Annotated in this window: 26 protein-coding genes and 2 pseudogenes; 12 read left to right on the plus strand and 16 right to left on the minus strand. The window is 65.0% G+C overall.

Annotated features, from left to right (window positions below; translation table 11 throughout):
- Positions 1 to 39: 39 nt before the first annotated feature.
- A complete protein-coding gene (locus I6F12_RS19405; protein WP_225114263.1) occupies positions 40 to 273 on the minus strand; it encodes a hypothetical protein in 234 nt (77 codons plus the stop codon).
- On the opposite strand from I6F12_RS19405, the gene I6F12_RS19410 reads away from it, so the two are divergent.
- Complete coding sequence (locus I6F12_RS19410; RefSeq protein ID WP_225125314.1) at positions 239 to 544, plus strand: DUF6321 domain-containing protein; 306 nt, start codon at positions 239 to 241, stop codon at positions 542 to 544. The genes I6F12_RS19405 and I6F12_RS19410 overlap by 35 nt on opposite strands.
- Here the strand turns inward: I6F12_RS19410 and I6F12_RS19415 are convergent.
- Positions 541 to 1146: a hypothetical protein gene (locus I6F12_RS19415; protein ID WP_036027893.1), complete on the minus strand. Its 606-nt coding sequence runs from the start codon at positions 1144 to 1146 to the stop codon at positions 541 to 543. The two genes, I6F12_RS19410 and I6F12_RS19415, sit on opposite strands and share 4 nt — an antisense overlap.
- Positions 1147 to 1310: 164 nt before the next feature.
- Between I6F12_RS19415 and I6F12_RS19420 the strand changes: the two genes are divergently transcribed.
- On the plus strand, positions 1311 to 1874 hold the full coding sequence (locus I6F12_RS19420; protein WP_036027910.1) for an SET domain-containing protein: 564 nt from the start codon (positions 1311 to 1313) through the stop codon (positions 1872 to 1874).
- A gap of 23 nt (positions 1875 to 1897) precedes the next feature.
- Here the strand turns inward: I6F12_RS19420 and I6F12_RS19425 are convergent, their stop codons facing one another.
- The 3 genes from I6F12_RS19425 to I6F12_RS19435 form a co-directional block, all read right to left on the minus strand.
- Complete coding sequence (locus I6F12_RS19425) at positions 1898 to 2173, minus strand: hypothetical protein (protein ID WP_225157032.1); 276 nt, start codon at positions 2171 to 2173, stop codon at positions 1898 to 1900.
- Positions 2174 to 2994: 821 nt separating this feature from the next.
- Entirely contained in the window at positions 2995 to 3393 is a 399-nt protein-coding gene (locus tag I6F12_RS19430) for a hypothetical protein (protein ID WP_225157033.1), read from the minus strand.
- Between the two features lie 33 nt (positions 3394 to 3426).
- Entirely contained in the window at positions 3427 to 3657 is a 231-nt protein-coding gene (locus I6F12_RS19435; protein ID WP_225157034.1) for a hypothetical protein, read from the minus strand.
- A 100-nt stretch (positions 3658 to 3757) separates the two neighbouring features.
- Here I6F12_RS19435 and I6F12_RS19440 point away from each other — a divergent pair, with 100 nt between their 5' ends.
- The 3 genes and pseudogenes from I6F12_RS19440 (at position 3758) to I6F12_RS19450 (ending at position 5442) form a co-directional block, all read left to right on the plus strand.
- Positions 3758 to 4579, plus strand: coding sequence for a helix-turn-helix transcriptional regulator (locus tag I6F12_RS19440; protein WP_225151185.1), 822 nt, complete (start codon positions 3758 to 3760; stop codon positions 4577 to 4579).
- A 40-nt stretch (positions 4580 to 4619) separates the two neighbouring features.
- On the plus strand, positions 4620 to 4991 hold the full coding sequence (locus I6F12_RS19445; protein ID WP_225157035.1) for a helix-turn-helix transcriptional regulator: 372 nt from the start codon (positions 4620 to 4622) through the stop codon (positions 4989 to 4991).
- A pseudogene (locus tag I6F12_RS19450) lies at positions 4964 to 5442 on the plus strand (hypothetical protein). Before I6F12_RS19445 ends, I6F12_RS19450 begins: the two are co-directional and overlap by 28 nt.
- Here I6F12_RS19450 and I6F12_RS19455 read toward each other — a convergent pair.
- Positions 5430 to 6230 carry a thioesterase family protein gene (locus I6F12_RS19455; RefSeq protein ID WP_225157036.1) on the minus strand — a complete coding sequence of 267 codons (801 nt, stop codon included), beginning with the start codon at positions 6228 to 6230 and terminating at the stop codon, positions 5430 to 5432. The pseudogene I6F12_RS19450 and the gene I6F12_RS19455 sit on opposite strands and share 13 nt — an antisense overlap.
- A 186-nt stretch (positions 6231 to 6416) precedes the next feature.
- Between I6F12_RS19455 and I6F12_RS19460 the strand changes: the two genes are divergently transcribed.
- Positions 6417 to 7082, plus strand: coding sequence for a DsbA family oxidoreductase (locus tag I6F12_RS19460; RefSeq protein ID WP_036043828.1), 666 nt, complete (start codon positions 6417 to 6419; stop codon positions 7080 to 7082).
- A gap of 4 nt (positions 7083 to 7086) precedes the next feature.
- On the opposite strand, the gene I6F12_RS19465 is transcribed toward I6F12_RS19460, so the two are convergent.
- From I6F12_RS19465 to I6F12_RS19475, 3 genes and pseudogenes are all read right to left on the minus strand, one after another.
- Positions 7087 to 8256, minus strand: coding sequence for a GNAT family N-acetyltransferase (locus I6F12_RS19465; RefSeq protein WP_225157037.1), 1170 nt, complete (start codon positions 8254 to 8256; stop codon positions 7087 to 7089).
- A gap of 156 nt (positions 8257 to 8412) precedes the next feature.
- On the minus strand, positions 8413 to 9849 hold the full coding sequence (gene ccoG, locus I6F12_RS19470; RefSeq protein ID WP_225157038.1) for a cytochrome c oxidase accessory protein CcoG: 1437 nt from the start codon (positions 9847 to 9849) through the stop codon (positions 8413 to 8415).
- Positions 9846 to 10034, minus strand: a pseudogene (locus I6F12_RS19475) (hypothetical protein); the annotation flags it as partial. The pseudogene I6F12_RS19475 and the gene ccoG, both read right to left, overlap by 4 nt.
- 47 nt (positions 10035 to 10081) lie before the next feature.
- Here I6F12_RS19475 and I6F12_RS19480 point away from each other — a divergent pair.
- Together I6F12_RS19480 and I6F12_RS19485 are read left to right on the plus strand one after the other, a co-directional pair.
- Positions 10082 to 10510 (plus strand): YeeE/YedE family protein, encoded by a 429-nt coding sequence (locus I6F12_RS19480; protein ID WP_036013017.1) that lies wholly within the window; start codon positions 10082 to 10084, stop codon positions 10508 to 10510.
- Positions 10511 to 10515: 5 nt separating this feature from the next.
- Complete coding sequence (locus I6F12_RS19485) at positions 10516 to 10983, plus strand: DUF6691 family protein (protein ID WP_036013015.1); 468 nt, start codon at positions 10516 to 10518, stop codon at positions 10981 to 10983.
- Positions 10984 to 11040: 57 nt separating this feature from the next.
- Here the strand turns inward: I6F12_RS19485 and I6F12_RS19490 are convergent, their stop codons facing one another.
- From I6F12_RS19490 to I6F12_RS19500, 3 genes are all read right to left on the minus strand, one after another.
- On the minus strand, positions 11041 to 11364 hold the full coding sequence (locus tag I6F12_RS19490) for a hypothetical protein (protein ID WP_036013014.1): 324 nt from the start codon (positions 11362 to 11364) through the stop codon (positions 11041 to 11043).
- Between the two features lie 102 nt (positions 11365 to 11466).
- Positions 11467 to 11868, minus strand: coding sequence for a hypothetical protein (locus I6F12_RS19495; RefSeq protein ID WP_036013013.1), 402 nt, complete (start codon positions 11866 to 11868; stop codon positions 11467 to 11469).
- A 348-nt stretch (positions 11869 to 12216) separates the two neighbouring features.
- Positions 12217 to 12459 carry a PilZ domain-containing protein gene (locus I6F12_RS19500; RefSeq protein WP_036013011.1) on the minus strand — a complete coding sequence of 81 codons (243 nt, stop codon included), beginning with the start codon at positions 12457 to 12459 and terminating at the stop codon, positions 12217 to 12219.
- 205 nt (positions 12460 to 12664) lie between these two features.
- Between I6F12_RS19500 and I6F12_RS19505 the strand changes: the two genes are divergently transcribed.
- Positions 12665 to 12958 carry an HdeA family protein gene (locus I6F12_RS19505; RefSeq protein WP_225157039.1) on the plus strand — a complete coding sequence of 98 codons (294 nt, stop codon included), beginning with the start codon at positions 12665 to 12667 and terminating at the stop codon, positions 12956 to 12958.
- Positions 12959 to 13072: 114 nt separating this feature from the next.
- Here I6F12_RS19505 and I6F12_RS19510 read toward each other — a convergent pair whose 3' ends face one another.
- On the minus strand, positions 13073 to 13537 hold the full coding sequence (locus I6F12_RS19510; RefSeq protein ID WP_225157040.1) for a PaaI family thioesterase: 465 nt from the start codon (positions 13535 to 13537) through the stop codon (positions 13073 to 13075).
- A 362-nt stretch (positions 13538 to 13899) separates the two neighbouring features.
- On the opposite strand from I6F12_RS19510, the gene I6F12_RS19515 reads away from it, so the two are divergent.
- Complete coding sequence (locus I6F12_RS19515) at positions 13900 to 14196, plus strand: hypothetical protein (RefSeq protein ID WP_036013030.1); 297 nt, start codon at positions 13900 to 13902, stop codon at positions 14194 to 14196.
- 98 nt (positions 14197 to 14294) lie between these two features.
- On the plus strand, positions 14295 to 14549 hold the full coding sequence (locus I6F12_RS19520; RefSeq protein ID WP_036013009.1) for a hypothetical protein: 255 nt from the start codon (positions 14295 to 14297) through the stop codon (positions 14547 to 14549).
- A gap of 41 nt (positions 14550 to 14590) precedes the next feature.
- On the opposite strand, the gene I6F12_RS19525 is transcribed toward I6F12_RS19520, so the two are convergent.
- On the minus strand, positions 14591 to 14770 hold the full coding sequence (locus I6F12_RS19525; RefSeq protein ID WP_225157041.1) for a hypothetical protein: 180 nt from the start codon (positions 14768 to 14770) through the stop codon (positions 14591 to 14593).
- 235 nt (positions 14771 to 15005) lie between these two features.
- Here I6F12_RS19525 and I6F12_RS19530 point away from each other — a divergent pair, with 235 nt between their 5' ends.
- A complete protein-coding gene (locus I6F12_RS19530) occupies positions 15006 to 15257 on the plus strand; it encodes a DUF2798 domain-containing protein (RefSeq protein WP_225157042.1) in 252 nt (83 codons plus the stop codon).
- Between the two features lie 548 nt (positions 15258 to 15805).
- Here the strand turns inward: I6F12_RS19530 and I6F12_RS19535 are convergent.
- Both I6F12_RS19535 and I6F12_RS19540 read right to left on the minus strand, forming a co-directional pair.
- Entirely contained in the window at positions 15806 to 15976 is a 171-nt protein-coding gene (locus tag I6F12_RS19535; RefSeq protein WP_225114240.1) for a hypothetical protein, read from the minus strand.
- Positions 15977 to 16129: 153 nt separating this feature from the next.
- The gene (locus tag I6F12_RS19540) at positions 16130 to 16330 is read right to left on the minus strand and encodes a hypothetical protein (protein ID WP_036043863.1); all 201 of its coding nucleotides are present in this window, start codon (positions 16328 to 16330) and stop codon (positions 16130 to 16132) included.
- Between the last annotated feature and the right edge of the window lie 274 nt (positions 16331 to 16604).

Here is a 16604-nt window from a genome sequence, read left to right on the forward strand (position 1 = left end):
ATCGGCGGCGAAGGCACGCGCCCGCCGCGCCGGGCGACGCTATCCCAACCTCGTGGACAACATGCGCGTGGCAGCGAAGAAGACCTCCAAGAGGAAGACGCCTTCCAAGTCGAAATCCTCCAAGGCAAAGTCTGCGAAGAAATCTGTCAGGAAAACCGGCAAGCGTAACGCAAAGAAGACCTCAAAGTCCTCGCGCAAGCGCGTCGCCTCCGCGCGCGAAAAGGATCCGCGGGGCGGGCTGACAGCAGCTGGCAGAAAGGCTTTCGCCCGCAAGCAGGGTTCCCATCTGCGACCAGGCGTCACCAAGAAACAATCCGAGATGACCCCGCAGGAAATGCGCCGGAAGGGAAGCTGGGCGGTTCGCTTCTACGGCCGCGCCAAAGTGCCACCGCTGGTCGATGCCAAGGGTCAGCCGACCCGGCACGCATTGTCGGCACATGCCTGGGGCGAGCCTGTTCCGAGGACGGTGGCAGCGGCCAGGCGCATTGCCGCGAAGGGCGAGCGCCTGCTGGCGCGCTACCGCCGCATCAAGGACAATGCCTAGCGCATTGTCGCGAGCTCGACGGCGCGGCCGCGTGTGCCGATGATCTTGACCTCGTCCTTGCCGCAAGCGAAGCCGCGGGCGAGATCGTCGGCGGCCTTGCGCGCGAGCTCGTTGGCGTTCGGGTTGGCGATCGCGTCGACATAGGCGACGTGGCAGACCGGGCCCGGCGGCAGCCGGGTCACCACCAGCATGGCCTTGGTGTTCGGCCGCCCCTGCTTGTCGGGATCGGAATTGTCGGCGATGTGCCAGCGCTGGATGATCGCAAACGGCTTTGCGCCGGCCGCGCGCCATTCGATAGTCGTCTCGGATGAATTGAACGGGGCGAACCAGAGGTTGGCCGCGGGTTCCTCGCTTGCTGCCTTGCGGTTGCGCCCGACCGAGACGATCTCGCGAAGATCGTCCTCGGCGATCAGCACGATCAGCCCGTCCTTGCCCGGACAAACCCGCGTGCTGCTGCCGTCGAGCGCGCTGGGCTTGCCGATCTGCCGGCAATCTTTTGGTGCCGCCGAGGTGTAGCTGCTGGCCACGGATTGAGCCTCGGCGCCGCTCAGGCCAATGCAAGTCATCAGGACGGCGAAGCCAATAGTAGTGATACGGTTCATGTGAGGCTTTGGTGGAGTGGGAACTCTTCATCCCATCAGACGTCTTGATTGTGGGCAAGGTTCAAACAGAGTTGGGATATACCTGACAGCAGCACGGAATCGTTCTACAAGAGCGGCTTCGCTTGGGCTCCTCCTGCCTGGTTCGCGTTCTCATTTTCTCGATCATGCCAGCCATCTCGAACAAACCTTATCGCGTCGGCCGCTCCAAGACCGGACTCGGCCTTTTCGCCACCAAGCCGATCAAGAAGGGTACCCGGATCATCCGCTATTTCGGACCGATCCTGGATTCCAGGATTCCCGAGCAGGACGAGATCGAGAACAAATATCTGTTCGAGCTCAACGGGCGCTGGACTATCGACGGATCCGTGCGCAAGAATCTCGCGCGCTACATCAATCATTCCTGCCGGCCCAACGCGGAATCGGACGTTCGTCCGCGCGAGCGCAAGGTCTATATCCGCGCCATCAAGAACATCGAGCCGGGCGACGAGATCAACTACGATTACGGCACCGACTATTTCAAAGCCTATCTGAAGCCGATCGGCTGCAAGTGCGATTCCTGCGAGAAGAAGCGCAAGAAGCTGCGCGCCGAGGCGAGGGCCGAAGCCGCCAAGGTGAAGGCGCGGGCCGAGCGCAAGGCGCAGAAGGCGGGCGCGAAAAGCACGGCTACGAAAAAGAAGAAGCTGAACGGCAAGCACTTCCCCGGCAAGGTCGGTCGCGCCAAGGCGTAGCCTCGCGCAGCACCCACCGGCTTTCACGAGTCCCCCTGATTGATCCTCAGGCTGCCGGCTGAAATGCAGCGGAGTCTCCACCACTCCATCATTGCGAGCGAAAGCGACTTGTCCGCCGAAGGCTTGGCGAAGGCGGAAGCAATCCAGAATCCCACCGCGGAAAGACTCTGGATTGCTTCGCTGCGCTCGCAATGACGCTGTTGATACAGCGCGTTCAGATGTCGCACCGTCGCCCTGAGGCGGCCGCCTCTTCGACGGTTCTCGAAGGGCGACGGCCCGCGTGCATCGGGATCGTTCATCCTTCGAGGCTCGCTGCGCGTGCGCCTCAGGCCCCGTAGATGAATTGAGTCTTGCGAAACCCATCGCTGTTCCGCGCCACTCGCCGTACTCGCTGCCTACCGGCGAGGCGTCGGGCAAAACACCCAAAATCTGTCGATCTCGGCGCGCAAAAATATATCGCTTTTCCGAATTTCGGATTTGTGGCATGTGTTGCCTATTCCGGCCCCTGCCAGAGGGGCGCTTCGCGATCGTCACGAGATGCGGGCCGGGGTGCGGTGGACGCGGTAGCGCCGGCGCGATTTGCGTGAGGACAGGGCGGGCAACCGTGAGTCTCAGGCGATGCGCATACGACACGGCGCGGTCAACGCGACTTGGTTGATGGTCTGGGATGCGCACACTAAGCCCCGGGCGCCGAGGCCAAATCGTCCGCGGACGGAGAAGTCGTGTGGTCCTGACGCCCGGGGTCTGTGCGTCAAGCCTTGCGGTGATGCGGCGGCCCGACTGGGTGCGCGCATCAGAAGCCGCAAGGCGACGGGGGCAATAGTGCAACGCTCCCCGAGGAGAGCACGAAGGACACCGTTAAAACCATCCGCGCAGGGAAGGCCGGGCGACCGGCATCACCTGTAGTCCACCCCGTGTGCATTTCCTTGTACACGGACTCGGGTGCCGCCGGCGCCCGGCCTTCCCTGCGCCCTCCGGCAACCGAAGGGCGCAAGCAACGAAGCAAAGCTCGGGCGAAATCCGCCGCGAGAACGCGAGGTCATGCATGCATCCGGGGACGATCCCATATGACGAAGCCTTCGCGTTCCCCGGTTTGCGCCGCGGAGCTGGCACGCAAGGATCACGCCGCCACGGCGCGCCCGCTCTTCTTCAAGCCCACATATTGCAGCTCGGCGAACACGCCGGTGGCTATGGCTTGCGCGACGACCATGAGCTCGCCGGCGAGGTTCGGCGACACCGCGCCCGAAAGCAGCAGCGCGATGCTGCCAACGGTCCAGGCGGCATTGCCGATCACGACCAGTAGCACCAGCGATTTCGCGACCGTGGCCCGCGAGGCGAGCCAGCCGACCAGGGCGGTGTAGGCAATCAGGAACAGGCCGCTCTCGCGCAGCAGCGCTTCGGGCAGGTTGAACAGCGCAGCGAAAGCGCTCGCGCCGAAGGTGAAGCCGAGCGCGGCGACGCCGCTGAAGACGGCGTCGGCGAAGAGGGCGCGGCGCAGGAAGGTGGATGCATCGATCATCTCAGGTCTCCTTGGTTGGGCTGGGGTGGAACTTTAGTGCCGACCGCGCCACCAGGCGCGGAGCAGACGGGCGAGCCGGAACGGGCAGAGGCTCCTGCCGACGCCGTGCTCGAAGGCGATGACCTGCGCGACCACATAGTCGCCGGTCGAATGCAGCAGCGGCTCCGGCATGTTGAGGCTGCGCGCCAGCATCCGCGTTGCGAACGCCATGGCCCAGGGCAAGACGTGGTCTGCGACGGTCCGGTAGAGCAGCAATGCGATCATGGTCATCTCCTGTTGCGACCAAAGATGCGCGTGCTCGTCCCCCATTTCGATTACCTCGGTGGTAATGGAAGCGCCTAAATTCGCGTGCTAGTTTTTGATCATGAACGCACATGCATCCACCGTACGTACCGAACGCAGCCAGCCGGTCCATATCGGCGACCATTTGCGGGAATGGCGGCAGCGCCGCCGCATGAGCCAGCTCGATCTTGCCGGCGAAGCCGAAATCTCGGCGCGGCATTTGAGCTTCGTCGAGACCGGCCGCGCCGCGCCGTCGCGCGACATGGTGCTCAGGCTCGCCGAGCGCCTGGACGTACCCTTGCGCGAACGCAACGTGCTGCTGGTCGCGGCCGGTTTCGCACCGGCCTTTCCGCAGCGCCCGCTGGAGGATCCCGCCTTGAAATCAGCCCGTGCGGCGATCGACCTCGTCTTGAAAGCCCATGAACCCAATCCGGCGCTTGCGGTGGACAGGCACTGGAACCTGGTCTCCGCCAATCGCATGGTGGCGCCGCTGCTCGAGGGCATCCCGCAGCATCTGCTCGGCCAGCCCATCAACGTGCTCAGGCTCGCCTTCCATCCCGAGGCGCTGGCGCCCCGCACGGTCAATCTCGCCGAGTGGTGCGGGCATCTCCTGGAACGGCTGCACCGGCAGTGCGAGGCGACGGCCGATCCGGAGCTGATCAAGCTGTACAACGATCTGAAGAGCTATCCGATTCCGGCGCGCTCGGCGCCGCTGCCAGCCGACAACGTCGCGATCCCCTTCAAGCTGAGGCATGGCGGGGAGATCCTCAGCTTCTTCTCCACCACCATGGTGTTCGGCACGCCGGTCGACATCACCCTGTCGGAGCTGGCGCTGGAGACGTTCTTTCCGGCAGACGAGCGCACCGCCGAACGGCTGAAGCAGATGGCGGCCGGGCTGCGCTAGCGCCGTTTACACGACGGAGCGGCGCTCGCATAATCGGCGGATGGACACACGCTCCTTCCGGCGATTGCGGCCGGCCAATCCCATCGGCGATCTCCTGCGCGGCTGGCGCACCCGTCGTGCATTGAGCCAGGCGGAGCTGGCGTTCGAGGCCGGCATTTCGGTCAAGCATCTGAGCTATGTCGAGACCGGAAAGGCGGCGGCCAGCCGCGACATCCTGCTGCAGCTCGCGTCCGCGCTCGATCTGTCGTTGCGTGATCGCAATGCGCTGCTCGAGGCCGGCGGCTTCGCGCGGCAATATGCGAGCGCGATCTGTCGGCGCCGGAGCTTGCCGAGGCGCGGCGTGCCATCGACCTGCTGCTCAGCCGTCACGAGCCGTTCCCGGCGATCGTCACCGACCGGCGCTGGAACGTGATGCAGGCCAATCGCGCCGCCGCGCGCCTGATGACCATGCTGCTTGGCCCTCTCCGCATGCAGCGCCCGCTCAACCACATGCGCATGTTCCTCGCTGCCGACGACTCAAGCCTTTCGTCGAGAACTGGTCGATTGTCGCAGCCGCGCTGCTGGCGCGGGCGCGGCATGAGGCGATGGCCGCGCCGCTCGATGAGGCCCTGCAATCGACCTGGCGCGAATTGATGCGGCTGCCGCAGCTGCCTGCGCCGGCGACCGAGGACAACGCCGCCCCGGGGCCGCTGTGCGAGGTGCGCCTGCGCAAGGGTGATATCGGCATTGGTTTGATCGGTGCGGTGCTGACGCTCGGCACCCCCCAGGACGTGACGCTGCAGGAGCTTCGCGTCGAGATGTTCATGCCTGTTGATGCCGCGTCCGAGGCCGCTCTGATCGCGCTTGCAGCTCAGGACGCCTGAGCCTGCACGGCTTCGCGCCGCTCGAAGCTCATGGCCTGCATCACCTTCGCGAACGGCCCGTTGCGGTCACTCAGCGTCGCCGTGGTGAGGCCCGCGCCATGGGCGCCGACGCGCGTCGCGGCGCGGATCAGGATCCATTCGCCCTCGGGCGGACGGAAGAAATAGAGGCTGATTTCCGGGTTGATGAAGGTCCATTGACGCATGTCGACGATCTGCGCGACGCCGCTGGAGAAGTCGGCGGCCTGCACCGCCTGGAGCAGCGGCGTGTTCGGCTCGCCCTCGACCAGCGGCGCATCGAGCCGCATCCAGGCCGCGGCCGGGCCCGGCTTCTCCAGCGCGCCCTCGATGAGCCGCACCGACACGTTCTGGAAATAACGGCTCCATTTCTGCGCGAAGGCGGGCGGCGGGCTGCCGGCCTCGGGCCCACTGTCGGGGGCCAAGGGCCTTGCGAAGGGATCGATGGGCGACTCGCCGCTCGGCGCCGTCAGCAGCGCCGTGCAGCGGCCGATCTCGGTCTCGCCGTCCATCAGCCGCACCTGCAGGGTCTTGGCCTTGCGACCGTCGCGCAGCAGCTCGCTGACCGCCCTGAACAGGCGCAGGCCCGCCGGCCGCCACAGATCGAAGGTCAGACGCCGCACCGCAAAGCCGGATTTGGCGGCGAGGCGCTCGACCTCGCGGGTCATCAGCGCGGTGGTGGCGCTTCCCTGCAGCATGTCCGGCGACCACGGCCCGCCGGCATGCTCGGTGGCCCGGAACAGATCGCCTTCCGGCTCGAAAATGGCGTTCATCGCGGTCTCCTCTTTGGGCTTGATTGTGGCCGTAAGTATCGTGGCCGTAAGTATCGGGGCGGGGAGAACCGGTCACAATAACCGCAGAGGTGAAGTCGTGAGCCATGCAGGACGGGTGCCTTGCGCCGCCTCCGGTTCGGCCTATGTTCGGGCGGACCCTCGAAGTGCCCGAAGGAGGCGCCTGACATGAGCACGCTGAAACCGCTCCAGATCGACGTCGTCTCTGATGTGGTCTGCCCCTGGTGCTATATCGGCAAGCATCGCATCGAGAGCGCGCTGGCGCTGGTGCCTGACGTTCCGGTCAAGCTCAATTTCCGTCCCTTCTTCCTCAATCCCTGGGTGCCGCGCGAGGGCATCAGCCGCGAGGCCTATCTCACCCAGAAGTTCGGCTCGGTCGAAGCCTATAAGGGCATTGCGGGACGCGTCGTCGCGGCCGCGAGCGAGGAGGGGCTCGTCTACAAGCCGGAGCTCGTGGCGCGCCAGCCCAACACGACTGACTGCCACCGCCTGATCCTCTGGGCGGAAGCGATCGGCAAGGCGCCTGAGATGAAGCAGCGCCTGATGGAGCTGTACTTCCGCGATGGCGGCGATCTCACCGATGTGAACGTGCTGGTGCAGGCGGCCGCCGACATCGGCCTCGATGCCGACGACGTGCGCAAGCGCCTCGCCACCGACGAGGACGTCGCGCGCGTCTCGGCAGATGCGCAGGAAGCCGCCGACAAGGGCATCTCCGGCGTGCCGACCTACGTCTTTGCGCAGAAGTACGCCGTCTCCGGCGCGCAGGATCCGAACCTGCTTGCCCGCGCCATCCGACAGGTCTCCGAGGAGATCAACGCGCAGGCGGCGGAGTAGCTTTTTATTTTCGGAGCCGGCGAACCACGCCGCGCGCGGCCTCGTGCGCGGCGTTGAGGCCGACCAGCGCGCCGTGAATGAGCGCCACGACCGGGTCGTGCCGCCGCAGCGGGATCAGCACATCGCCGATGGCGAGGCGTCCGCGCCAGATCGGGTTGATCATGGGGTGATCGGCATTCGCCGTCGAGTCCGCGCTGGCGACGGCGGGGTCGGCGCAGAGATGGCGGGTGAGGTCGAGCGTGAGCTGCACGCCCGGCGAATATTTTGCAAAGCGCTCGTCGATCCCGAGCTTGAAGAAGAAGGCACGATCCTGATGGCGCAACACGATGCCGGCGGCAATCGGCGTCGCGCCGGCGCGAAGGGTGACGATCTCGCACTGCGCGGTCTCTGCCAGCGCCGGCACGGCGCGGCGAATGAAGGTCGCGTCGCCCGGATGCTGGACCAGCGCGGTGCCCCGCTTGCCCTTCCAGCCGCTCGCTTCGAGCTGCAGAAAGGTTTCGAGCGCACGTCCGATCTGGTCGGAGCTGCGCGCGATCTCGAACACGACGGGGCCGTGCTCCTCGAGACGGTGACGCTGGCGCCGCAGCTCCTTGAGCTTCTTGGCGCCGAGCGCCTCGCGCAACAGCGTGTCGCCATCCTGCGACGCATCGAGGCTGGCGCGGATGTAGGAGCTGAGGATTCTCGGCTTCAGGCCGTCGCGCTTCAGCACCTGGTTGAGTGATGCCATGGCTGCGCCATCGAGCGCGACGTCGGTCAGCACGAGCGCATGCGCGCCGGCCTCGCGCGCCTGCTGCAGCAGACGCGCAGCGGCTTCGAGCGGAGCGTCGCGGTCGAGCAGCGGGCTGCACAGCGTGCCATAGGGATGCGCGCTCACCAGGGCGGGCAGGGGGATCTTCAGGGCGCGCCAGAGTGAGACCACCGGCATCAGGCCGATCAGCCGGGCCGAAGTGCCGTCAAATGCGGACAGTGCCGAGGCATCCGTGCGACCGCGCGCAGTTGCGCTGACGGCGAGCTCCCAGGCGGGCAGGTAATATCCGTTCGGCTCGATCGCCCGCTGCGCCAGCGCGCGCCATTGGCCGGTGTCGACGGCCGCAAGCGGAACAGGCGCGCGCGCCATCGCGGCATCCCTTGCCGATGCCGGATTGATCGCAGCCTGATGCGCGATGTCGACCACGTCCCGTCGTCCCCGTTCACACGAGCTGGGGCCCGATGCCACCGGCCATGCTTAGCGCAAAGATTGGAAAATACCGTTGGCACGCCGCTGCAATTCGAGCGGTAGTGTTAACATTCCATTCAGCATCGGGCCGGGGGTGACCCTGAGGAATCGTGGCTAGTCTCCCGGCACGAAATGATCGCGGGTGCTCGCGCGGCCGCCGCTGGCGGTATCGGTGATGGTGATCTCGATGTCGCGGGAGGTCTTCGGCAGGTCGCTGGGCCCGACCTGTACCGACAGCCTGACCTCGCGGGTCTGATCCTGCCCGACCTCGATGATGGGCTTGCCGCTAGGTTCCGCCTCGATGCCGGCGACGCGAATGGTCGCGCCCGGCAGACCGGAGACTTCGAGCGCAAACGATCGCTGTGCACTCTTGTTGAGGATACGCACGGTGTAGTCGTTGCGCACGCCGCCGTCCGAAAGCTGGACGAAGAGGGGATTGCGCTCGTGCAGCACGTTGACGTCCATCGTCGCGCGAGTGGCGAGAGTGTACAGCATGATGCTGCCCACAATGGCGATGGCCGCGGCATAGATCAGCGTGCGCGGACGGATGATGCGGTAGATCGGCGGCTTGCCCTCGCGTCGGCGCTGCATGTTGATGTCGGTGTCGTAGCCGATCAGGCCCTGGGGCCGGCCGATCTCGCGCATGATGTTGTCGCAGGCGTCGATGCACAGGCCGCACTGGATGCAGCCGAGCTGGATGCCGCGACGGATGTCGACGCCGGTCGGGCAGACATTGATGCACTGATGGCAGTCGACGCAATCGCCGGCGGGATCGCCATGGGCGCGCGCGGCATCCGCCTTCTTCACCGACATGCGCGGCTCGCCGCGGTCACGCCGATAGGTGACGTTGAGCGCCCATTCGTCGGTCAGCGCCGCCTGGATCCGCGGCCACGGGCACATGTAGATGCACATCTGCTCCCGGGCGTGACCGGCAAAGACATAGGTCGTGGCGGTGAGGATGCCGATCCAGAGATAGGCGATGAACGGGGCCTGGAAGGTCGCGAGCTCCTTCACCAGCGTCGGCGCGTCGGAAAAGTAGAGCACCCAGGCGCCGCCGGTCCACCAGGCGATCATGATCCAGAGGAAGTGCTTGAGCGCGACCTTGCGAAGATGGTCGAACGTCCAGTAGCGCTTGTCGCCCTGCATGCGCTCGCGCCGGTCGCCCTCGACCCAACGCTCGACCGCATAGAACAGGTCGGTCCACACCGTCTGCGGGCACATGTAGCCGCACCACAGCCGCCCCGCGACCGCGTTCATCAGGAACAGAATCATCGCCGCGATGATGAGGAGGCCGGTGAAATAATAGACCTCCTGCGGCCACAGCTCGATGAAGAAGAAGTAAAAGCGCCGATGCGGGAAGTCGATCAGCACGGCCTGGTCGGGCAGGCCGGGTCCGCGATTCCAGCGCACGAACGGCAGCAGGTAATAGGTTCCGAGCGTGACGCACAGGATCGCCCATTTGATGCGGCGGAAAGGACCATGGACCGACTGCGGATAGACCTTCTTCCGTTTCTCGTAGAGAGGTCCCTCGATGAAGGTGTCGTCGGTCATGGCAGTGCTCCCCGCGTTTTGCGAAGGCGAGAGTCCGACTTGCCGGCGCAGAAGAGCCGGCAAAGAATCTCCAGCACTGCGCGGACTTTCGGGCTCGCGATGTTGTAGTATATCGTTTGGCCGTCACGCTTTGGTTTGACCAAGCTCAATGCGCGCATCTTTCCGAGATGCTGGGATAGCGCGGCCATGGTATTTGCGCCCTACGCAAGGGCGCTCTCGCTCAGGAGAGGTCATGGTCACGACGTCTTTTACGCCGATCGCGTCGCTCGTTGGCGGTGCGATGATTGGCCTCGCGGCCGTTCTGCTGATGTGGGCAACGGGTCGGATCGCCGGCGTCAGCGGCATCGCGGCGCGGCTGTTTCCGCCCTATGAGGACAGCGAACTCGCTGGGCGCCTTGCCTTCGTCGCCGGTCTTGCTGCTGCGCCCGTGCTGGTCCGGCTCGTCACCGGAGGTCTGCCGGAGCAGACGATCGCGGCGGGGCCGGCCCTCCTGATCATCGGCGGATTGCTCACGGGTTTCGGTTCGGTGTGGGGCAGCGGCTGCACCTCGGGCCACGGCGTTTGCGGCCTGTCGCGGCTGTCGGTGCGCTCGCTGGTTGCGACCATCACCTTCATGGCCGCCGGCATGGCGACCGTGTTCTTGATGCGGCACTGGAACTGACGGCGATGGCAATCCTGGTTCAATTCGCGATTGGGCTGATCTTCGGCCTCGGCCTCATCGTCTCCGGCATGTCGAACCCCGCAAAGGTGCTGAACTTCCTGGACGTCGCCGGCATTCAGGCAGGGACATGGGATGCAAGCCTCGCCTTCGTGATGGCGGGCGCGGTGGCCGTGACCTTCGTCGGCTTCAGCCGCGTTCTCAAGCTTCCGCGTCCATTCTTCGCTGATCGTTTCTATTTGCCGACGCGGCGAGACATCGATCCCAGGATCGTCGCAGGTCCGGCGATCTTCGGCATCGGCTGGGGGCTGGTAGGCTTTTGCCCGGGGCCGGCGCTGACCGCGCTCGGATTTGGCTCGCTCTCCGCCGTCATCTTTGTCGTGGCGATGTGCGCCGGCATGGTGCTCGCCCGCTTCATCGCTCAGCTGCCGTCATCGACGCGCTACATCACGCCGGCCGATCCACTCGAAACCTGAGGTCACGGGACCGGGCGAATAGTCTCGCCCGGTCTCCGACCATTAAGCCTTCATCGCTCACCAGCTACCGACGCCGACGCTGACGCCGGGCGCGCGAATGCCGACGCCGGCGCGCGGGCCGTCATCGTAGTGGCGATGATAGCTCCGGCGCTCATAGTAGCGGTCGCGCGGCATGTAATTGTAGGAATCGCGCACGATCACGCGCGACCCGCCGCGCGTGCGATAGCAGCGACCATCCTCGTCGCAGACGAGTCGCACCTGCTGCACGAGATCCGGATTGGTGTATTCGCTGGTCGTATAGATATCGGAAGCCTTGGCCCCCGAGGCGGCGGCCAAGGCCCCCACGCCTGCCAGCAGCGCAATAGTCAACGTCCTCATCATGTCCTCCTCGAAACTGCCCTCGGCGGTAACAAGAAGGGGAGGCGGTGATCGTTCCGGGTCATCTACAGGTTTTTCCCGGAACCTGTCGTCAGGGGCGGGTTCCTAGATCGGCTCGTAAGTCTCCGTGCCGCAGATGTCGTCGGCGTCGGCGCGCCGGCGGTCCACGACCCTGCCGTCGTTGATCGTCACGATGTAGGTCTGGGCGCCGAGCGACGTACCGGTCGCCGAGGTGAGCTGCGCGCGGACGCACGCGGTCCAGCCCGGTCCTCGCAGCTCACGATGCGGCGGGGCGACGTGAACCTCGCGCGGATAGGACGTTGCGAGAAAGACGACGTCGATCTGCTCGCGCACCACGCGCTTGACGTCGGGCGGCGCTTCCGGCGGCTGCTCGGGCTCCTTCATGCGCATGAATTCCGGCACCGGTGCGCGGCTGTCGGCAAAGCCGCAGGCACCGAGCGCAAGCGCGCCAATGAGCAGCGCCGCATGAGCAATGATCCACAACATCCGTGAAAGGTCCCCTGCGGGCCGACAGATAGGCACGAATGCGATCGGACGAAGTCCAGGCCGATCAAGATTTGCTGAGGTCCCGGAACCCGGACATCGCTATTCCGCGATTGGGGGCTGGCTTGTACCCCAGAGGTGGGGAATTGCGGTAATGCGGATTCTGGTCATCACGCCGCCGTGCTGGCGCTGAGGGCCGCCTCAGCGCAGGCGCAGTGCCCGCCCAATGACCGCGTCGAGTCGATCGACGTTGCGGGGCTCATCATCGCTCGCGGGTGTTACGCGCGTGATTGCGAGCCAGTCATGATGGTGGTGTGCACGCGATGCGAACCTTCGTTCACATCGCGCCCGCTATTGCACGAAAGCGAGGCCGACGCGCTTGTCGCTGCGCCAAACTGTGCGACAATGCCGTACGAAATGGTCACAGGCGATCGAGAGCGTGACCGATTGCGGCAACATGACGGGAGTGTCGAGGTCGATCGCCGCGCCGCCCGCCGACATGTTTCGCACCGTGCAAGGAATGCCGCTGTTTTCGAACGTGATCTTTCCGCCCTTGAAAACACGGTGACGTTGCGATGTGCGCTTCTCAATCATGCATCAGTCCTGCCGCTGAGTATGAAGTAGTGCATAGAAATTACGTTGAACTAAACTCAATACTGGCGCTACTTGCACGGCGTTTCAGACTTTGTTTACGACGTTAGAGCGGCGAGCCGCTCGTGCGAACCTGCCCAAAGAGCCTACCCAAAGAGCCTACCCAGGTGCCTTTCCTTTATGGCGTGACACGCCGATGGAGATATTGATGAAGACTTCGCTTTCGATTTTGTTCGCCGCAGCGCTCTCGCTGGCCTCGATACCCGCCCACGCCGTCAAGTGGGACCTCTCGACCATGACCTGCAAGCAGTTCCTCGAGAGCGGCGAGGACAACATCGGCGTCGTGCTGACCTGGATGGACGGCTGGTACAAGGGCGACGAGGACAACGCGATCATCGACACCGACATCTTCATCGAGAATGCCAAGAAGTTCGGCGCCTATTGCGGAAAGAATCCGACCGTCAGCGTCGTCACCGCGGCCGACGAGATCCTCGGCAAGTGACATTGCCGGCGCAATGACGGCAAGCGCGATCGCGCTTGCTGTCCCGACCCGATTTCCATCGAGAGCCGCGTCGAGCCTTGCGCTCCGCGCGGCTCTCTCGTTTTCAGCGCGCGTTCACCCCGGCAGCATCGCGAACGCGCTCGACACCATCGCGGTCGGCTTGCCGTCGGCGGCCGAGAGCAGCGTGACGCGGCCAAAGCTCATGGTGCGCCCGAGCCGCACCACGCGTGCATCCGCCAGCACGTCGGACGAGGAGATCGCGCGCATGAAATGCGTGGTCTGATCGACCGTGGTCATGGGACGGTAGCCGCGATTGGCCGCGAGGATCGCGATCACCATTGCGGTATCGGCGAGCGCCATCAGGGCCTGGCCGCAGACCACGCCGCCATTGCGGCACAGCCGCTCCGAAAACGGCATGCGCAGCAGCGCGCCGGGCTGCCAGTCCGGGTCGTCCGCGGGCTGTACATGCTCGATGCGCTCGACCGCGAGGTTGAGATCCTGGACCCAGGGCGCAAAGACCTCGCCGAGGATGCGACTGGCGTCGGCGGGGCCGAACTCGGCTTCTGGCTGCATTTGCATGGCTGTCGCGCTCTCCTGTGTTGCCGGATGTTTCACCGCATTGTGCGCGCATCGGCGAGGCAAAGTCACCCGGTCTCGCGCCGGCCGCCTCGGCTTGAAAATGCCTGACTTGGCCCGATATGATGCCTGGCTTGGGTAGGGGCGGATATGTTGCGTCGCTGTGTCCTCGTCTTTTGCATGGGCCTGCTCGGTCTCGCGCTGAGCGGGTGCACCAAATGCGGTCCGATCTGGGACGATTGGCTGCAGGCGCCCAAATCATGCCGATCGGATCGGCACTAGCTGCCACCGGGTCGTGACCGGGCTGACGAGGATGACACGGCGCGGGGCGATCCGCGCCTCATGAAAGACTTAAGGAGTGGATGATGAAGCTTTTCCGTTTGGCCGCGGTGCTGGCCGTGCTGGCGGGACCTGCCTACGCGCAAATGCCCAACATCAATTTGATGCAGGATGCCCCGAGCAAGTCGCCGGAGGAGAAAGCCATCGAGGCCGAACGTGAGAAGGCCTACAAGGAAACGCTGAAGAAGATTCCGGATACCAAGGCGTCCAGCGATCCCTGGGGCGGCATGCGCGCCGAACAGCCGAAGCAGCCGGCGGCGCCGAAGGCGTCGGCCGCGACCAGTGCGCCGAAGAAGGCCAAGAGCGGGACGGCCGCCAACTGACCCGTTCCGGGGAGGCACAATGCTCCTCGGAAGGACTCCTCTTGATCCGGCCCGCGCCCTACATTTGGCTGAGCGTAGTGCGTCAAGGAGGGCAGGACATGGCCGATCGTCCGCGGGATCTCGCCGAGCGGATGGCGCGTCGGCGCAAGGCGGCCGGCAAGCCCGGCCAGTCCGCCGGCGATGGCTATCTGCGCGAGACCTTCACGCTGCCGCGGGCGGCGGCGCGGGAGCGGGCGCAGGCCTTCTTTGCCCGCTATCCCAAGGCCGGCTATATGAGCGAGGTCGAGACTTGGCGCGAATTGCCCGGCGGCGATATCGAGTTCACCATGCGTCGGCTGCCCAGCGCGGACTGACGCTGGCTATGGCGCGCTTTGGCGCATGAGGTCGAAACGGTTCAGGCCGTCTTTCGCCCGATCGCCTTCAGCTCCCGGTCGATGCGCAGCTGCACGCGCCGGATCGCCAGCAGGTCGATCCGGGTCTCGGTCTTGATCCGGTCGCCGATGCGAAACTGCCATTGCCAGATTCCGGGAATCGCCGTCTTGGCGATGGTGAACTCGACGCCCCTGTGATTCATGGTCACCTCCCACGATTCACCCTCATGCCTGCAAACATGTCGGTCGTCGCAATATTCCGCAGAAAGCAAAATGTCGCCCACGGCCTCCGTGGTTCTCCGACCATGAACAAAGTTCCTGGAGCCCGGACGCGATGCGTTCGGCAGGCCGCGGTTCCAACCTGCGGCGCCGGATCCGCTTTAGGTTAACGGCATGTGCCTTGCTTGCCGATCACGGGCAAGCAACCATGGGCGCCTCATGCTCGGCATTCCCCGCCGCTACTCGCATTTCGTCTTCGGCATCATCCAGTCCGGGCTGACCTCGCTGATCGCGGCGGGGATCGCCAGCTTTCCCGCCGGCAGCCCGATGCTCTTCGTGCGGCACTGGATGGCGTCCTGGCTGATCGCATGGGCTGCGATGCTGCCGGTCGTGCTGCTGGCGGCGCCCGCGATCCGCGCCTTCTCGCTGCGCCTGACCCAGGAGGAGCGGGAGCCCCGCGCCGGCCGGTAGCCGGGCGAGCTAGCCGGCTGGCTGACGAAAGCAGGCGCGCGAGGCCGCAGACTGGCCCCGTACCGGTCCCAATTTCGACATCCGTCCGCACCACTGCGGACACACCCGTCGGCAAGATTTTATCCGTTCGGCGCAGCCATGGGGGAAACGTGGCGCGCCGGAAACGGGGTGGCATCATATGGATAACGTAGAGCGGTCATTCGCCGCCGCGACGGCGGCTGGCTTCGTCGTGCTGGTGATAGGTCTGGTTCTGCTGGCGGTGCTCTAGCAGGCGCTGCTGCAGACGGAACTGACGTGCTGGGCCGTCCCATCGACGGCGCCGGCCCGCCTTGCCTCTCAAAAGTGGCAAAACAACCCCATGCACAGTAGGGGTCCTGGCGATTTCATCGCTTCGCCAATGGGTTGCTGGTAGTATTCAGCTACCTACTGCATCCGCGGTTGCGGCGCCCCGACCGGCGATGCCGATCGGAGGTTCCGGCCAAGGAACAGAGCGGAGTGCCGCATCGCGGGCGGGCCTGGCCCGCTCCGGACGGCGGTCCTGGCAGTGCCTAATGAACCTTGATCTCGTTCAGCGGCAGACGGAGCTCGGCGGCGCGCTCTTCGCGGTCCTTCTTGCGGAACTCGTTTTCCTTGCGCTCGAACTTCACCATCTCCTCGTGGGCGGCGTCCAGCAGCGGCTTTCGCCTCAGCGTATCGTGCTGCGTGTCGTTGTTCGTCATGACCAGAGATCCCCAAAAGTTGCGGTCCCATCCCCACAGAAGGCCCGAGACCGCGAAAAGGTTCGGTGCCGTAGGATTACGGAAACATGACGGCGCCCAGTCGCGCGTCGTTGATCCCGGTCATGGTCGCTTCGAGGAACCCGGCGTAGGCGGCTATTCCGGCGGCTGCAGCCCCGGCGATTTGACCCAATCGTTCAGATGATTGGCAACGTCGGCCTGGCGCGCCTTCTTGAGCAGCGCGTCCCGCTCCGGCCCGGGAGGTAGCTTGGACGCCTGCTCGCGGACCTGCTTCACCCATGCCGACAGCCGGTCCTGAAGGGTCAGTTGCTGCTTGAAACGTCGTCGCTTCAACATGGCGCGCTCTTTCCGTGCGAGGAGGCGGGAGCGCGAGGTCAGCGTTCTCATCACCGATAGTGGCCAGGGTCCGCGCGGTGATGATGCATTAGGATCCAGAAGTGGATCCGCGTCTGTTCAGTTGTGCACGCAGTGCGGACGGCGTGACGATCCAGCATGGCCGGTTCGACCAGCTCCGTTGTCTCCTGGTCCAGTCAGAAAGACAAAATCCGCAAAAGAACATATTGCGAACGTAGAACAAATGGGGTACATTGCTTTTATCGCCGAGCTGCCT

Source organism: Bradyrhizobium sp. IC4059, assembly GCF_020193615.1.
GTDB classification, from domain to species: domain Bacteria; phylum Pseudomonadota; class Alphaproteobacteria; order Rhizobiales; family Xanthobacteraceae; genus Bradyrhizobium; species Bradyrhizobium yuanmingense.

What these genes read in the sequence shown, in the direction of transcription:
- I6F12_RS19415 (WP_036027893.1), bottom strand. Translation starts at nt 1,146, where the DNA reads ATGAACCGTATCACTACTATTGGCTTCGCCGTCCTGATGACTTGCATT.
- I6F12_RS19420 (WP_036027910.1), top strand. Translation starts at nt 1,311, where the DNA reads ATGCCAGCCATCTCGAACAAACCTTATCGCGTCGGCCGCTCCAAGACC.
- I6F12_RS19425 (WP_225157032.1), bottom strand. Translation starts at nt 2,173, where the DNA reads ATGAACGATCCCGATGCACGCGGGCCGTCGCCCTTCGAGAACCGTCGA.
- I6F12_RS19430 (WP_225157033.1), bottom strand. Translation starts at nt 3,393, where the DNA reads ATGATCGATGCATCCACCTTCCTGCGCCGCGCCCTCTTCGCCGACGCC.
- I6F12_RS19435 (WP_225157034.1), bottom strand. Translation starts at nt 3,657, where the DNA reads ATGATCGCATTGCTGCTCTACCGGACCGTCGCAGACCACGTCTTGCCC.
- I6F12_RS19440 (WP_225151185.1), top strand. Translation starts at nt 3,758, where the DNA reads ATGAACGCACATGCATCCACCGTACGTACCGAACGCAGCCAGCCGGTC.
- I6F12_RS19445 (WP_225157035.1), top strand. Translation starts at nt 4,620, where the DNA reads ATGGACACACGCTCCTTCCGGCGATTGCGGCCGGCCAATCCCATCGGC.
- I6F12_RS19455 (WP_225157036.1), bottom strand. Translation starts at nt 6,230, where the DNA reads ATGAACGCCATTTTCGAGCCGGAAGGCGATCTGTTCCGGGCCACCGAG.
- I6F12_RS19460 (WP_036043828.1), top strand. Translation starts at nt 6,417, where the DNA reads ATGAGCACGCTGAAACCGCTCCAGATCGACGTCGTCTCTGATGTGGTC.
- ccoG (WP_225157038.1), bottom strand. Translation starts at nt 9,849, where the DNA reads ATGACCGACGACACCTTCATCGAGGGACCTCTCTACGAGAAACGGAAG.
- I6F12_RS19480 (WP_036013017.1), top strand. Translation starts at nt 10,082, where the DNA reads ATGGTCACGACGTCTTTTACGCCGATCGCGTCGCTCGTTGGCGGTGCG.
- I6F12_RS19485 (WP_036013015.1), top strand. Translation starts at nt 10,516, where the DNA reads ATGGCAATCCTGGTTCAATTCGCGATTGGGCTGATCTTCGGCCTCGGC.
- I6F12_RS19490 (WP_036013014.1), bottom strand. Translation starts at nt 11,364, where the DNA reads ATGATGAGGACGTTGACTATTGCGCTGCTGGCAGGCGTGGGGGCCTTG.
- I6F12_RS19495 (WP_036013013.1), bottom strand. Translation starts at nt 11,868, where the DNA reads ATGTTGTGGATCATTGCTCATGCGGCGCTGCTCATTGGCGCGCTTGCG.
- I6F12_RS19500 (WP_036013011.1), bottom strand. Translation starts at nt 12,459, where the DNA reads ATGATTGAGAAGCGCACATCGCAACGTCACCGTGTTTTCAAGGGCGGA.
- I6F12_RS19505 (WP_225157039.1), top strand. Translation starts at nt 12,665, where the DNA reads ATGAAGACTTCGCTTTCGATTTTGTTCGCCGCAGCGCTCTCGCTGGCC.
- I6F12_RS19510 (WP_225157040.1), bottom strand. Translation starts at nt 13,537, where the DNA reads ATGCAAATGCAGCCAGAAGCCGAGTTCGGCCCCGCCGACGCCAGTCGC.
- I6F12_RS19515 (WP_036013030.1), top strand. Translation starts at nt 13,900, where the DNA reads ATGAAGCTTTTCCGTTTGGCCGCGGTGCTGGCCGTGCTGGCGGGACCT.
- I6F12_RS19520 (WP_036013009.1), top strand. Translation starts at nt 14,295, where the DNA reads ATGGCCGATCGTCCGCGGGATCTCGCCGAGCGGATGGCGCGTCGGCGC.
- I6F12_RS19525 (WP_225157041.1), bottom strand. Translation starts at nt 14,770, where the DNA reads ATGAATCACAGGGGCGTCGAGTTCACCATCGCCAAGACGGCGATTCCC.
- I6F12_RS19530 (WP_225157042.1), top strand. Translation starts at nt 15,006, where the DNA reads ATGCTCGGCATTCCCCGCCGCTACTCGCATTTCGTCTTCGGCATCATC.
- I6F12_RS19535 (WP_225114240.1), bottom strand. Translation starts at nt 15,976, where the DNA reads ATGACGAACAACGACACGCAGCACGATACGCTGAGGCGAAAGCCGCTG.
- I6F12_RS19540 (WP_036043863.1), bottom strand. Translation starts at nt 16,330, where the DNA reads ATGTTGAAGCGACGACGTTTCAAGCAGCAACTGACCCTTCAGGACCGG.